The following is a 13,032-nucleotide window of genomic DNA, read 5'->3' as shown; positions in this document are numbered from 1 at the left end:
AAAGGGCCTCGCCTCACATGGCTGCGCAGACTGTTGCAAGCACCACGAACTCCGTGAACACCGTCGATCTGGGTCCCGCCGCGGCTCTTTCCTGCCGCGAGTGCGGTCACCGGGTACCCCTTGGTCCGGTTTTCGCGTGCGAGGAGTGTTTCGGCCCGCTCGAGATCGCCTACGACTTCTCGGCCTACGACGCCGAGGAGCTCCGCAAGCAGATCGAGGCGGGTCCCGCGAACATCTGGCGTTACGCGCCCCTGCTGCCCGTCCCGGCGGACGTGGCCGACAAGCCCAACATCAACCCCGGCTGGACCAAGCTCGTCAAGGCCGACAACCTGGCGCGTGAGCTCGGCGTCGACGCCGGCAAGCTGTTCGTCAAGGACGACTCGGGCAACCCGACGCACTCCTTCAAGGACCGCGTGGTCGCCCAGGCCATCGAGGCCGCCCGCGCCTTCGACTTCACCACCCTGTCCTGCTCGTCCACCGGCAACCTCGCCGGTGCGGTGGGGGCCGCGGCGGCCCGCGCCGGGTTCCGTTCCTGCGTGTTCATCCCGCACGACCTGGAGCAGGGCAAGGTCGTCATGGCTGCCGTCTACGGCGGCGAGCTCGTCGGTATCGACGGCAACTACGACGACGTGAACCGCTTCTGCTCCGAGCTGATCGGCGACCCGGCCGGCGAGGGCTGGGGCTTCGTCAACGTCAACCTGCGGCCGTACTACGCGGAGGGCTCCAAGACCCTGGCGTACGAGATCTGCGAGCAGCTCGGCTGGCAGCTGCCGGACCAGCTGGTCGTGCCGATCGCCTCCGGCTCGCAGCTCACGAAGATCGACAAGGGTCTCCAGGAGCTGATCAAGCTTGGCCTCGTCGAGGACAAGCCGTACAAGATCTTCGGGGCGCAGGCCGAGGGGTGCAGCCCCGTTTCCGTCGCGTACAAGGCGGGGCACGACGTCGTACGGCCCCAGAAGCCGAACACCATCGCCAAGTCGCTGGCCATCGGCAACCCGGCGGATGGTCCTTACGTTCTCGACATTGCCCGTCGCACCGGGGGTGCGGTGGAGGACGTGAACGACGAGCAGGTGGTGGACGCCATCAAGCTGCTCGCCCGCACGGAGGGAATCTTCGCGGAGACCGCCGGGGGCGTGACCCTCGGTGTGACGAAGAAGCTGATCGAGAACGGGCTGCTGGACCCGAGCCTCACCACGGTCGTGCTCAACACCGGTGACGGGCTCAAGACGCTGGATGCGGTGGCGGGTACGGGTCTTACTGCGACGATCCGTCCCAGCCTCGAATCGTTCCGTGAGGCCGGGCTCGGCTAAGAGGTAGTTGTTCGGCCGCGGGCCGGTGGGGGCTGGTCGCGCCCACGCGGCGGCAGCCGCAAATCCAACACAGCCCCGCGCCCCTTAAAAAACCCTGACCGGAGGCACATTGTGAGCGTCAACGTCCGCATCCCCACCATCCTGCGCACCTACACCGGCGGGCAGGCCGAGGTCGCCGCCGAAGGTGCGACCCTCGGCGAGGTCATCGCCGATCTGGAGAAGAACCACACGGGTATCGCCGCCCGCGTTCTTGACGACCAGGGCAAGCTTCGCCGTTTCGTCAACGTGTACGTGAACGACGACGACGTGCGGTTCGAGCAGGGGCTGGAGACGGCGACTCCGGACGGTGCCGGCGTCTCGATCATCCCGGCCGTCGCCGGAGGCTGACCGAAACAGGTCGGACGACCGATTATTACCGTCGGTAACGCCGGTTACCAAGAGTTCACCGAATTGCCCCCTCCGTGAGAGAAGCGGAGGGGGCAATTCTGCATGGTTGAGCACGGTACAGTTGGGGAACCTGCTCCACTCCGCATGCCGGATGCATATGAGTTCTCTCTTCTCAGGCAGCGAGAAGTAGCCAAAGTGTGCAGGTTTTTTGCGTCTTATGCTCCTTTTATGGGGCCCGACTTGCCCTGAATTCAGGCGAATTCTCCGTAAATTCCCGACCAGTCGTGCCCGGAATTCTCGTCCGATTGACCTGTTGCAGACGGCAGTTGGACAGATACATTCAGCCGCGGTCGACGCGTTCCGGCGCACGCCCCCAACCGTGGGGGGTGAGGTCTGACCCGGATCCGCGAAGTGTGGATCTGTGCAAGGGCCAGTAATAGGGGAGTTAGGCATGGCTCAGGGCACCGTCAAGTGGTTCAACGCGGAGAAGGGGTACGGCTTCATCGCGGTCGACGGTGGTGCGGATGTTTTCGTCCACTACAGTGCGATTCAGATGGACGGCTACCGCACCCTGGAAGAGGGTCAGCGGGTCGATTTCGAGATCTCGCAGGGCCAGAAGGGGCCGCAGGCGGACATGGTCCGACTGGCGACCAGCTGAAGCACGCGCCGGGTTAACTGCAGCGACGTTCTTCTGTTCTTGATCGAAGGGCTCGTACCTCCTGGGTACGGGCCCTTCGGCATGCTCGAGCCGGGGTCGGGTGTGCGGGCCCAGCCTCCGAGAGGCGCTTGCACTCGCAGGGGGCGAGTGCTAATCATTGGCGTTAGCACTCTGAAGGTGAGAGTGACAACGAAGGACCGGGTCGGTGAGGCCCGCAGGCCGGGTGGGGAAGGAACCTGCAAGGCATGCGAGCCGTCCGTCGCGGGCGCGGGCGCGGTCCGAAGGAATCACCCCCAGTCCTGGAGGGACCACTTCACATGGCCAAGATCATCGCGTTCGACGAGGAGGCGCGGCGCGGCCTCGAGCGCGGCATGAACCAGCTCGCGGACGCCGTGAAGGTGACGCTCGGCCCCAAGGGCCGCAACGTCGTCCTCGAGAAGAAGTGGGGCGCCCCCACGATCACCAACGATGGTGTCTCCATCGCCAAGGAGATCGAGCTCGAGGACCCGTTCGAGAAGATCGGCGCCGAGCTGGTCAAGGAAGTCGCCAAGAAGACGGACGACGTCGCCGGTGACGGTACGACCACCGCGACCGTTCTCGCCCAGGCCCTCGTCAAGGAAGGCCTGCGCAACGTAGCCGCCGGCGCCAACCCGATGGCCCTCAAGCGCGGTATCGAGAAGGCCGTCGAGGCCGTCTCCGGTGCCCTGCTCGAGCAGGCCAAGGACGTGGAGACCAAGGAGCAGATCGCTTCGACGGCCTCCATCTCCGCCGCCGACACCCAGATCGGCGAGCTCATCGCCGAGGCGATGGACAAGGTCGGCAAGGAAGGCGTCATCACCGTCGAGGAGTCCCAGACCTTCGGTCTGGAGCTCGAGCTCACCGAGGGTATGCGCTTCGACAAGGGCTACATCTCGGCGTACTTCGCCACCGACATGGAGCGGATGGAGGCGTCGCTCGACGACCCGTACATCCTGATCGCCAACTCCAAGATCGGCTCCGTCAAGGACCTGCTCCCGCTCCTGGAGAAGGTCATGCAGTCGGGCAAGCCGCTGCTGATCATCGCCGAGGATGTCGAGGGCGAGGCCCTGTCGACCCTGGTCGTCAACAAGATCCGCGGCACCTTCAAGTCCGTCGCCGTCAAGGCCCCGGGCTTCGGCGACCGCCGCAAGGCGATGCTGAACGACATCGCCATCCTCACCGGTGGCGAGGTCATCTCCGAGGAGGTCGGTCTCAAGCTCGAGAACACCTCCCTGGACCTTCTGGGCAAGGCCCGCAAGGTCGTCATCACCAAGGACGAGACCACCATCGTCGACGGTGCCGGCTCCTCCGAGCAGGTCCAGGGCCGGGTCAACCAGATCCGCGCCGAGATCGAGAACAGCGACTCGGACTACGACCGCGAGAAGCTGCAGGAGCGCCTGGCGAAGCTCGCCGGCGGTGTCGCGGTCATCAAGGCCGGTGCCGCCACCGAGGTGGAGCTCAAGGAGCGCAAGCACCGCATCGAGGACGCCGTGCGCAACGCCAAGGCGGCCGTCGAGGAGGGCATCGTCGCCGGTGGTGGCGTCGCGCTCATCCAGGCCTCCAGCGTCTTCGAGAAGCTGGACCTCGAGGGTGACGAGGCGACCGGCGCCAACGCCGTGCGCATCGCGCTCGAGGCCCCGCTGAAGCAGATCGCCGTCAACGCCGGCCTCGAGGGTGGCGTCGTGGTGGAGAAGGTCCGCAACCTCACCCCGGGTCACGGCCTCAACGCCGCGACCGGCGAGTACGTCGACCTGGTCAAGGAAGGCATCATCGACCCGGCGAAGGTCACGCGCTCTGCCCTGCAGAACGCCGCCTCCATCGCCGCGCTCTTCCTCACCACCGAGGCCGTCATCGCCGACAAGCCGGAGAAGGCCGCCGCGCCTGCCGGTGGCGGTATGCCGGGCGGTGACATGGACTTCTGAGCCTGATACGAGGCTCGGACCCGGTCCGTCAGTACCGAGGGCGGCACTCCCTGGAGACAGGGGGTGCCGCCCTCGGGCGTGTTCCGGGTCACGTACGGACTTCGTGCGGCCCGGAATGTGGGGCAGCGCATAGGCGATTGCTTAAGTGGGTGCAACAATGCGTGTGCACATACCAGCTGGTTAACACTTTCAGCACCGTCCTTTGCGAGGAGTCTCCCAGGTGACCGTCACCACGCCCGCCTCCCGAGCGGCCCAGATCCTGTCCCGCCCGATCAGTCTGGGCGGTCTCACCGTCCCGAACCGGATCGTGATGGCCCCGATGACCCGCATGTTCTCCCCGGGTGGCATCCCCGGCGAGGACGTGCGCTCCTACTACGCGCGCCGCGCCGCCGCCGGCGTCGGGCTCATCGTCACCGAGGGCACGTACGTCGGCCACGACTCGGCCGGCAACAGCGACCGCGTACCGCGCTTCCACGGCGAGGAGCAGCTCGCGGGCTGGGCCAAGGTCGCCGAGGACGTGCACGCGGCCGGCGGCAAGATCGTCCCGCAGCTGTGGCACATCGGCATGGTGCGCGAGCAGGGGCAGGCGCCGTACGCCGACGCCCCCGCCGTCGGCCCCTCCGGCCTGGTGACCGCGGGCGCCGAGCCGACCGGCAAGGCGATGACCCAGCAGGACGTGGACGACGTCATCGGCGCGTTCGCCGAGGCCGCTGCCGCCGCCGAGCGCATCGGCTTCGACGGTGTGGAGCTGCACGGCGCCCACGGCTACCTCCTCGACCAGTTCCTGTGGGCGGGCACGAATCGCCGTACGGATGCTTACGGCGGTGACGCCGTCGGCCGCGTCACGTTCGCGACCGAGATCGTCGCGGCGGTCCGCGAGGCGGTGTCCCCCGAGTTCCCGATCATCTTCCGTTACTCGCAGTGGAAGCAGCAGGAGTACACCGCGCGGCTCGCCGAGACCCCGGAGGAGCTGGAGGCGATCCTCTCGCCGCTGGCCGCCGCCGGTGTCGACGTCTTCCACGCCTCCACCCGCCGTTACTGGCTGCCGGAGTTCGACGATTCGGACCTGAACCTGGCCGGCTGGACGAAGAAGCTCACCGGCAAGCCGGTCATCACCGTCGGCTCGGTCGGCCTCGACGGTGACTTCCTCAAGGGCTTCCAGGGCGAAGGGGCGCCGGTCAAGGGCATCGACAACCTTCTCGACCGGCTGGAGGCCGAGGAGTTCGACATGGTCGCGGTCGGCCGGGCGCTGCTGCAGGATCCTGAGTGGGCGGCGAAGGTTCTGGCCGACCGGGTCTCGGAGCTGAAGCCGTATGACGCGGCGGCGCTGCGCTCGCTGAGCTGAGATTGGTGCGGGTCGGTGGGGGTGCGCGTCCCTGGGGGCTGCGCCCCCAGACCCCCCATCGGCCTTCGGCCTCGTCCTCAAACGCCGGACGGGCTGGATGGGGCGCCCTGGTTGCCGAGGTCAACTACGGATAGCGTTCTGGGGCATGAGGATCCTTCACCTCTCCGACACCCACATCGAGCGCACCGACGCCCCCAACAGGCACGGCGTCAACGCCACCGGCTCGCTTCGCCTCATGCTGGACGAACTGCGTCACCAGCGGGGCGTGGATGCGATCGTCGTCACCGGTGACATCGCCAACGACGGGGCGGTGGAGGCGTACACGACGGTACGAGAGCTGCTGACCGAGTTCGCGCTGCCACTGGACGCGCCCGTGTTCTGCACGACCGGCAATCACGACGAGCGCGAGGCCTTCGGCAAGGTGCTGGGGAGCGGGCACCTGGCGGCGGACGGTGCCGAGCGGGCGGAGGCGGTGCTCGAGTCCGCGGCGGGGGAGCGGGCCGCGGTGAGCACGGTGGACGGATGGCGTTTCGTCACGCTGGACTCGCTCGTGCCGGGCAAGGTGCACGGGTGGCTCGGGGCCGAGCAACTGGCTTGGCTGCGGGGTGTGTTGGCGACCCCGGCGGCGAAGGGGACGGTCCTCGCGCTCCATCATCCGCCGATCGCTCTCGACGTCGAGACACAGCGCGTGTTCGGGCTCCGCAATCCCTCGGCGCTGGCGGAGGCGATCCGTGGCACCGATGTCCGGGCCGTTCTCACCGGGCACTTTCATCTCCAGCTGTTCGGCCTTCTGGAGACGACCCCGGTGTGGGTGACTCCCGGCGTGGTCAACCGCATCGACCTGACGACACCTCCCGGTACCGAGCGTGCGGTGCGCGGGGCGTCGGCCTCGTGGGTGGAGCTGGGCGACGGCGCGTCGGGCCCGATGTTCCATACCTTCCACGCGCGTGATCCGCGGGCCCACGAGACCGTGTACGAGCTCGACGAGCGGCAGACGCGGGCGCTGATCGAACGGCACGGCTAGTCCCCAACGACCCCTAAACAACCCCCCAGCCAGGAGTCAATGATGACGACGACAGTCGTGCGTACCGTCGCCGGAGCGGTGCGTGGCCGCCGTGAGGGCGGGCTGACGGTGTTCCGCGGTATCCCGTTCGCCGAACCGCCCGTCGGGGAAGCCCGGTTCGGGGCGCCGCGTCCGGTGCGGGCCTGGGAGGGGACCCGGGATGCGTACGACTTCGGGCCGCCGCCCCCGCAGGAGTCCGGCATCCAGGGCCGTAAGGGCGTACTGAACGCTCCCGAGGGGGACGACTGGCTGACCGTCAACGTCTGGACGCCGGAAGTGGATTCGGCGGCCCGTCGGCCGGTGATGGTGTGGATCTACGGCGGTGCCTACAAGCTCGGCCACTCCGGAAGCCCCGGTTACGACGCCCAACACATCGCGGGCAAAGGCGACTTGGTCGTCGTGACGCTCAACTACCGGGTGGGGATCGAGGGTTTCGCACTGATTGAGGGTGCGCCTGCCAATCGGGGGCTGCTCGATCAGGTGGCTGCCCTGGAGTGGGTGCGGGACAACATCACGGAGTTCGGTGGCGATCCCGGGCAGGTGACCGTCTTCGGCGAGTCGGCGGGCGCGGGGTCGGTGGCCTCGCTGCTGGCCATGCCCGGCGCGCGGGGGCTCTTCCGGCGGGCGATCGCGCAGAGCGTTCCGGGGACCTACTTCTCCGCCGAGCTGGCCCGTGACATCGCGTCCGCCATCGCGGAGGAGGCGGGGCTGCGGCCCACCGCGGCCGATCTCGCGACCGTCGATCCCCGTCAACTGACCTCGGTGGGCGAGGCGTTGAGCGCCAAGATGATGTCGTACGCCGACCGGTGGGGGCAGGTGGCCCCTACGGCCACGCCCTTCTCCCCGGTGGTCGACGGCGAGGTGCTGCCGTGCACTCCCTGGCAGGCGCTGAAGGCGGGCGCGGGGAGGGACGTCGACCTTCTCGTCGGTCACAACCGGGACGAGTTCCGGCTGTTCCTCGTGCTCGGCGGGATGCTGGGCAAGATCGGGGAGGAGCAGGCGGGCTGGGCGCTGCGGACGTTCGGGCCGGGGCCGGACGGGGAGCGGTCGTATCGCGCGGCCTTTCCGGAGGCCGGGCCGGGTGAGCTGTTCGAACGCGTCCAGACGGACTGGCTGTTCAACATGCCGTCACTGCAGCTGGCCGAGGCGCAGATCGCGGGTGGCGGGCGCGCTCACGTCTACGAGCTGACCTGGCCGGCGCCCGGGGCCGGTGGAGTCCTCGGGGCGTGCCACGGGCTCGACATTCCGCTGCTGTTCGGCACGTTCGAGGCCGACCTCGGGCTTCTGTTGTTCGCGGAGAGCGGGGTTCCGGCGGAGGCGGAGGAGCTGTCGGCGCGTTTTCGGGCTTCGTGGACGGCCTTTGCGCGGACCGGGGATCCGGGCTGGCCGGCGTTCGAGGGGGCAGAACGCCTGGTCCAGGTGCTGGATGCGGAGCCGAAGTCGCAGGTCGTGCCGTATCCGGAGGAGGCGTCGCGGCGGTTGTGGGAGGGGTACGAGTTCGCGCCGCTCCCGCTCCTCAAGTAGGGGCAAGCAGGGGCAAGCAGGGGCAAGCAGGGGCAAGCAGGGGCCTAGAGGTTGCCCAGCGGCTCGATGTCGACCTTCACCGGCGTGCCCCAGACGCGCAGCACCTCGTAGTCGGTGAACTCGTGGACGAGTCGGTACGCCATGGCGGCGCGGGGGCCGCGGCGCTGGGCGGCGAGATACAGCTCGGCCTCGCGCAGGTCCCGGCGCGGGGTGCCGCACAGCTGCCATGCCTGGCCGTTCCACGCCTCCGGCAGCCAGCGCTGCTGGGGCTGCGGGCGGTCGGCGCTGACGCCGTAGCGGGAGGGGGCGGTCTCGGTGGCGTGCGGGGGCACGGGGCCGCCGTTGAACTCGACGCGGCGGGCCGCCCGGCGCCTGGTCTCGCAGAGCAGGCAGAGGTCGTGGGCGTTCTCGTCGACGGGCCCGTTGGGGTGCTCGGGGCAGCGGGTGGCGGGGGCGGCGCCCGTGACACTCTCGCTCAGCAGGTCCAGGGCACGGCGGAGGTCGGCCTTGACCTCGTGGAGTTTGGCGTCCGGGGTGTCGGCGGTGAGGGCCTCGCCGTGCTCGCCTAGGAGGCGGAGGGCGCGGCCGAGGGCGTTGAGCTGGGCGTGGTTCACGGGTGCGGCTCCGTTTCTTGCGGGGGCCTCGGTCAGTTGGCGCGGCCGACTTTCAGCACGTGGACGGTGACGGTGTCGCCGTCCGGCCGGTACAGCACACGCCAACTTCCCGCGTGCAGCCGGTAGTACCCGGAGCCGCCCAGAGCGCGGGCCGCCTCCGGGCGGGGGTCGTCGGCGAGCGCTCGTACCGCCACGGCAGTCGCCTTGGCTCCTGTGGGGTCAATGGCACGGAGTCGTCGGAACTCGTTCATGGCATGGTGTTCCCACACCACCGCGTATGTCACGAAGCGGCCTCTCGGCGGTCCTCTGCCTCCAGCTGTGCCATGAACTCGTCGTGGGACACCGGTGGGCCGGCCGGAGCCGCCTCACGGGCTCGGGCTTCGGCGACGTCGGCTTCGTCACGCAGTCGCTGCAGCTCTTCCAGCTCGCTTATCGGGATGAGTGCGGCGGCGGGCTTGCCGTACTCGGTGATCAGGATGTGCTCCTGGCCGTGCCGGACACGGCCGACCAGTTGGCCGAGCTGGTTGCGGGCTTCCACGAGCGGGTACGTGTCCATGGGAAAACTGTACACATCTGCGGGTGTGTGCAGTGGGTTCATTTGGCTGCTTCTGAGTCGATGCGTGTCGATATCAGTCGGCATAGTCCTTCAGCCTCTCGGTGCTCAGGGTGATATTGACGGGGAAAGGCAGCTCGACGGTGGCACCCCACGGCTGGCAGAGCGCCTGCTCATAACGGCCATCCGTCGGCCTGCGGTACACGGTGGTCGTGCTGTTCTCGCGGTCGACAAGGAGGTAGAGGGGGATGTCGGCTTCCGCGTAGCCGACGGGCTTGTCGACGCGGTCTCGGCGGTTGGTGTCGGGATGACGGGAGGTGATCTCGACGATCATGAGGATGCCACCAGGGTCGGACCACTCACCATGGCCCCTGAAATGGCCCCGAGGCGCGAGAACCCCGTCTGTACGGGCGCGGCCCTTGCGGTTGGCCTCGGTCTTGACTCCTGATCCGGTGTAGAGACTGAGATCAGGACGCTGTTGCATGCACTGGCGCAGAAGCCACATGAAGATGCAGCTGTGGTTGCCGTCCGACATGGCTTTGAGCTCTAGCTTGCCGTTGATGTACTCGAGTCGAACGGTCTCGGGAGCCCGGCGTTCAAGTTCCTCGAAGTCCTCAACGTTGAGAGGGCGCTTCGTGTGAAGCTGCCCGTCGACGAATTCGAGCTGCACATGTTGCGGGGCCACGTCGGCCAACTCCTCGAAATCTTCGAGGTACAAGTGCGGGCGTTCCGTCACGGGTGTGTCCTCTGTTGTTGTTGGGACATTGCGGCACGGATTTCTGCCGCGCGGGTGTGGACTGCGGAGGCCGGAAGAGGCGTGTGGTCGCGACCGGGGGCGCGTTCGCCCCGGCATGCGCCGCAGATGCCGCCCGGCTCGGCGAGGTGTTCGCGGCCTCGGCGTAAGTGCCCTGCGCGTTGCAGGTTGTTGAGGGCGGTGCGGAGGGCGCACTGTCCGTACGGCAGCGTCTTGGCCAGCGTCTTTACGGAGATGTCGGCGCCGTCGGGGAGGCGGTCGACATACGCGGCGATGGCGGCTTCGCGGGGCGGGAGGTGGGCGAAGTCGTGTGCGGTGCGGGGGTGTTGGTCCGGGGCGGAGCGCTTGCCGTAGCCCGGATTGGCCATGGGGTGCGGGAGCGCGTGCGCGGGCAGGGAGGTAGCACTAAGGTTGGCTTCAGCCATGGGATCGAACTGTTCCTTCGATCTTGTAGGTCAAGCCCCCGCAGGTGTTGGTAGCACCTGGCGGGGGCTGTTCGTTATGCGGGCACGCTAGACGATCGTCACTGTGCGTGGCAAGCCGAACGCGTCAAGTCAACTCGCCGGGTGGGAGGGTGGGTTGAGACCTCCACCCATTCCACAGAAAGAGGGCTCGGGGCTGGGGGCTTGAGCTTCGGGAGCCTTCGTCAGATCGTCCAGTAGTCGCGATCCGGGAGTTCGACCCAGTGGTCCGGCGGGCCGAGGACCGGGCGGGCGTCGGTCGGGCGCAGACCGGCGTACGCGAGCGAGTAGGCCACCGCGCTGTGGCTGTGGACGTATGAGAACAGGACCTCCGCCGGGCCTTCCTCCGCGTACGGACCGCCTCCCGGGTGCAGGTCCCAGCCCTCGCAGACGCCGTCGCGGTGGATGCTGCCCTGGTTGCCGCTCTTCGGGTTGGCGTACAGGCCGTAGGAGACGGTGTCCGCGGAGAGGCGGGTGTGGACGCCGGCCATCGAAGGGCCGTATCCCCACGGCTGGGTGAGGACGGCGCCGCCCGGCACGGTCGTCACGCCGACGAGCCGCAGTGTCTCGTCCAGGTCGTAGGCGTACGGGTCCGCCAGCAGGTCGGCCATCAGCGCGGCGTCGGCCGGCGTCGCCTCCAGGCGGCGTATCGCCTCCTCGGCGTCGATCCCGGCCACGCACGCCAGCCCCAAGCCGTCGTCGTAGAAGTCGCCGAGCGCCGTGATGAGCCGTCGGCCCTCCTCCACCACCGCGCGCTCCGCCGCCGTCAGGCCGGGCTGAGCCTCGGGCAGCGCGGCGAACAGGTCGGGCTCCGGCCCGGCGAGGCTCAGCCGCCCCGGCGTCCAGCCGCCGTGCCCGACCCACCCCGGGTCGGCTCCGGCGGCGGCCAGCGCTCGCGCGTTCTCCGTACGGTCGGCCACCACCGCGTCCCACAGTGCCGTCGTCCCGTTCTCCAGCGCGTCGACGTCTGCCACGCGCCGGGCCAGTTCAGTGACGGTCTCGGGCGAGCCGAACACCGCCGCCCGGTGCAGGGGGCGTGAGCCGCCGCCGCCCCACCTCTCCGGGTCGGCTCCCGCATCGAGGCGCCGCGCCACGTCCGCGTGGTCCTCCCAGCCCCGATAGTCCATGCCCGCCCAGCCGTTGGCGTCCCTGCCCGTCATCCCGTGCCCCTCCCCGGCCCGCCGATCTCCGTACCCACACCATCGCAGCCGCCACTGACAACGGGGCTGGGCTTGGGGAAGGGGCCGTCCTACCGGGCCTTCACGTCATCGACGAACGCGGCCCAGGCCTGCGCCCGGAACACGAGCTTCGGGCCGTGGGGGTTCTTGGAGTCGCGGACGGGGACGATGGCGGGGTGGCCGTCGGCTACTTCGAGGCAGTCGTCGCCACCGCCGCCGCTGTACGTCGACTTGCGCCAGCGGGCGACTTCCAGGCAGTTGCCGCCGCCACCGCCGCTGTAGCTCGACTTGTGCCATACGGTCGTGCTCAGGTCGTAGTCAGGAATGTTCCTCATGGGCGTAATCCTGCGCCAGCGCCTCGATCAGAGCCAGGGACTTCCCCTGCGAGAGTGCGGAGGCCACGAGGAGATCGAACGTGAACCTCAGTTGGGCGACCGTGGCTGGGTCATCCTCCAGCCGCCCGGTGCGCACCCCTTCGTAGTAGACAAGCGGAGGGGCGTCTTCGAACTCCATCAATTTCATGGCGCCTTGCATCGCCGCGTGCGCACCCGCGCTGAATGGCAGTACCTGCACGATGACCCGGCTCCGGCGGGCTAGTCCGGCGATGTGACGCAAGGCCTCCGCCATTACCACCCGGCCACCTGTCTCCCGACGCAACGCCGCCTCTTCGAGCACTACCCACAACATCGGCCTTGTTGGATGGTCGAGCAGGCGGGTTCGCGTCATCCTGCCTTCCGTCCACTCCTCGACGGTTTCCTCTGGCGCCGTCGGGTCGTAGGCGCGGTTCACGGCCCATGCGTACGCGGGCGTCTGCAGCAGTCCGGGAATCAGCAGCGGTGCGTACTGCCTGATCGCCGTAGCTTGAGCCTCGGCTTCCGCCGCCTCTGCGAAGTGCTCCGCGTGCTTGGACTTGTTGGCAGCCTTGCAGTTCCGCAAGAAGAAGCCCCCCGTCTCCAGGACTTCGTCCAGCATCCGCGCGTACTCCGGCTGCATCCGCCGAGTCCCCGCCTCCAACTGCCCGATGAACGACCCGCTCACGAACAGCCGTAGCCCCAGCTCCTCCTGGCTCAACCCGGCCTTCTCGCGCGCGTGCCGCAACTCCGCACCCAGCAGGGCCCGCGGCGAAGACGACGGATCGAGGTCCTTCGGTCCCGGCATGTGCAACTCCCTGTCTGACGGAGGGCGTTGTTGGAACGTTTCGTATGGCCAGGTTAGGGGCGTTGTGGCCACGCTGTGTTGCGAACA

14 protein-coding genes and 1 pseudogene are annotated in these 13,032 nt (G+C 68.5%); 7 read left to right on the top strand and 8 right to left on the bottom strand.

The window, feature by feature from the left end; translation table 11 throughout:
* Nucleotides 1-17 precede the first annotated feature (17 nt).
* The 7 genes from thrC to ACFY10_RS20990 all read left to right on the top strand — a co-directional run bounded on the left by thrC (nt 18) and on the right by ACFY10_RS20990 (nt 8,227).
* Nucleotides 18-1,310, top strand: coding sequence for a threonine synthase (thrC, locus tag ACFY10_RS21020; protein WP_390666661.1), 1,293 nt, complete (start codon nt 18-20; stop codon nt 1,308-1,310).
* A gap of 111 nt (nt 1,311-1,421) precedes the next feature.
* Nucleotides 1,422-1,697 (top strand): ubiquitin-like small modifier protein 1, encoded by a 276-nt coding sequence (locus ACFY10_RS21015; protein ID WP_128432056.1) that lies wholly within the window; start codon nt 1,422-1,424, stop codon nt 1,695-1,697.
* 451 nt (nt 1,698-2,148) lie between these two features.
* Nucleotides 2,149-2,355, top strand: coding sequence for a cold-shock protein (locus ACFY10_RS21010; protein WP_019057200.1), 207 nt, complete (start codon nt 2,149-2,151; stop codon nt 2,353-2,355).
* A 317-nt stretch (nt 2,356-2,672) separates the two neighbouring features.
* A complete protein-coding gene (groL, locus tag ACFY10_RS21005; RefSeq protein WP_275778693.1) occupies nt 2,673-4,295 on the top strand; it encodes a chaperonin GroEL in 1,623 nt (540 codons plus the stop codon).
* Between the two features lie 220 nt (nt 4,296-4,515).
* On the top strand, nt 4,516-5,640 hold the full coding sequence (locus tag ACFY10_RS21000) for an NADH:flavin oxidoreductase (protein WP_390666660.1): 1,125 nt from the start codon (nt 4,516-4,518) through the stop codon (nt 5,638-5,640).
* A gap of 145 nt (nt 5,641-5,785) precedes the next feature.
* Nucleotides 5,786-6,664: a metallophosphoesterase family protein gene (locus ACFY10_RS20995; protein WP_390666659.1), complete on the top strand. Its 879-nt coding sequence runs from the start codon at nt 5,786-5,788 to the stop codon at nt 6,662-6,664.
* A gap of 42 nt (nt 6,665-6,706) precedes the next feature.
* Nucleotides 6,707-8,227, top strand: a complete 1,521-nt coding sequence (locus ACFY10_RS20990) for a carboxylesterase/lipase family protein (protein WP_390666658.1) — start codon at nt 6,707-6,709, stop codon at nt 8,225-8,227.
* A gap of 44 nt (nt 8,228-8,271) precedes the next feature.
* Here the strand turns inward: ACFY10_RS20990 and ACFY10_RS20985 are convergent, their stop codons facing one another.
* From ACFY10_RS20985 to ACFY10_RS20950, 8 genes and pseudogenes are all read right to left on the bottom strand, one after another.
* Nucleotides 8,272-8,841, bottom strand: a complete 570-nt coding sequence (locus tag ACFY10_RS20985; RefSeq protein WP_390666657.1) for a hypothetical protein — start codon at nt 8,839-8,841, stop codon at nt 8,272-8,274.
* Between the two features lie 32 nt (nt 8,842-8,873).
* The gene (locus ACFY10_RS20980; protein WP_390666746.1) at nt 8,874-9,110 is read right to left on the bottom strand and encodes a type II toxin-antitoxin system RelE/ParE family toxin; all 237 of its coding nucleotides are present in this window, start codon (nt 9,108-9,110) and stop codon (nt 8,874-8,876) included.
* Nucleotides 9,111-9,121: 11 nt separating this feature from the next.
* Nucleotides 9,122-9,397, bottom strand: a complete 276-nt coding sequence (locus tag ACFY10_RS20975; protein WP_390666656.1) for a type II toxin-antitoxin system Phd/YefM family antitoxin — start codon at nt 9,395-9,397, stop codon at nt 9,122-9,124.
* 73 nt (nt 9,398-9,470) lie between these two features.
* Entirely contained in the window at nt 9,471-10,064 is a 594-nt protein-coding gene (locus tag ACFY10_RS20970) for a Uma2 family endonuclease (RefSeq protein WP_390666745.1), read from the bottom strand.
* Nucleotides 10,065-10,270: 206 nt separating this feature from the next.
* A pseudogene (locus tag ACFY10_RS20965) lies at nt 10,271-10,516 on the bottom strand (hypothetical protein); the annotation flags it as partial.
* A gap of 278 nt (nt 10,517-10,794) precedes the next feature.
* Nucleotides 10,795-11,769: an ankyrin repeat domain-containing protein gene (locus ACFY10_RS20960; RefSeq protein WP_390666655.1), complete on the bottom strand. Its 975-nt coding sequence runs from the start codon at nt 11,767-11,769 to the stop codon at nt 10,795-10,797.
* Between the two features lie 89 nt (nt 11,770-11,858).
* The gene (locus ACFY10_RS20955) at nt 11,859-12,122 is read right to left on the bottom strand and encodes a DUF397 domain-containing protein (RefSeq protein WP_390666654.1); all 264 of its coding nucleotides are present in this window, start codon (nt 12,120-12,122) and stop codon (nt 11,859-11,861) included.
* A complete protein-coding gene (locus ACFY10_RS20950; protein ID WP_390666653.1) occupies nt 12,106-12,945 on the bottom strand; it encodes a Scr1 family TA system antitoxin-like transcriptional regulator in 840 nt (279 codons plus the stop codon). Before ACFY10_RS20950 ends, ACFY10_RS20955 begins: the two co-directional genes overlap by 17 nt.
* Nucleotides 12,946-13,032: the final 87 nt, after the last annotated feature.

It is taken from the genome of Streptomyces sp. NPDC001401, from assembly GCF_042895385.1.
Lineage (GTDB): Bacteria > Actinomycetota > Actinomycetes > Streptomycetales > Streptomycetaceae > Streptomyces.
Note: the sequence above shows the minus strand (reverse complement) of the source record. Positions and strands in the feature narration are given on the sequence as shown.

Excerpts from the sequence above, each read along its gene's own strand:
- thrC (WP_390666661.1), top strand. The coding sequence starts at position 18 with ATGGCTGCGCAGACTGTTGCAAGCACCACGAACTCCGTGAACACCGTC.
- ACFY10_RS21010 (WP_019057200.1), top strand. The coding sequence starts at position 2,149 with ATGGCTCAGGGCACCGTCAAGTGGTTCAACGCGGAGAAGGGGTACGGC.
- groL (WP_275778693.1), top strand. The coding sequence starts at position 2,673 with ATGGCCAAGATCATCGCGTTCGACGAGGAGGCGCGGCGCGGCCTCGAG.
- ACFY10_RS20995 (WP_390666659.1), top strand. The coding sequence starts at position 5,786 with ATGAGGATCCTTCACCTCTCCGACACCCACATCGAGCGCACCGACGCC.
- ACFY10_RS20990 (WP_390666658.1), top strand. The coding sequence starts at position 6,707 with ATGACGACGACAGTCGTGCGTACCGTCGCCGGAGCGGTGCGTGGCCGC.
- ACFY10_RS20975 (WP_390666656.1), bottom strand. The coding sequence starts at position 9,397 with ATGGACACGTACCCGCTCGTGGAAGCCCGCAACCAGCTCGGCCAACTG.
- ACFY10_RS20960 (WP_390666655.1), bottom strand. The coding sequence starts at position 11,769 with ATGACGGGCAGGGACGCCAACGGCTGGGCGGGCATGGACTATCGGGGC.
- ACFY10_RS20955 (WP_390666654.1), bottom strand. The coding sequence starts at position 12,122 with ATGAGGAACATTCCTGACTACGACCTGAGCACGACCGTATGGCACAAG.
- ACFY10_RS20950 (WP_390666653.1), bottom strand. The coding sequence starts at position 12,945 with ATGCCGGGACCGAAGGACCTCGATCCGTCGTCTTCGCCGCGGGCCCTG.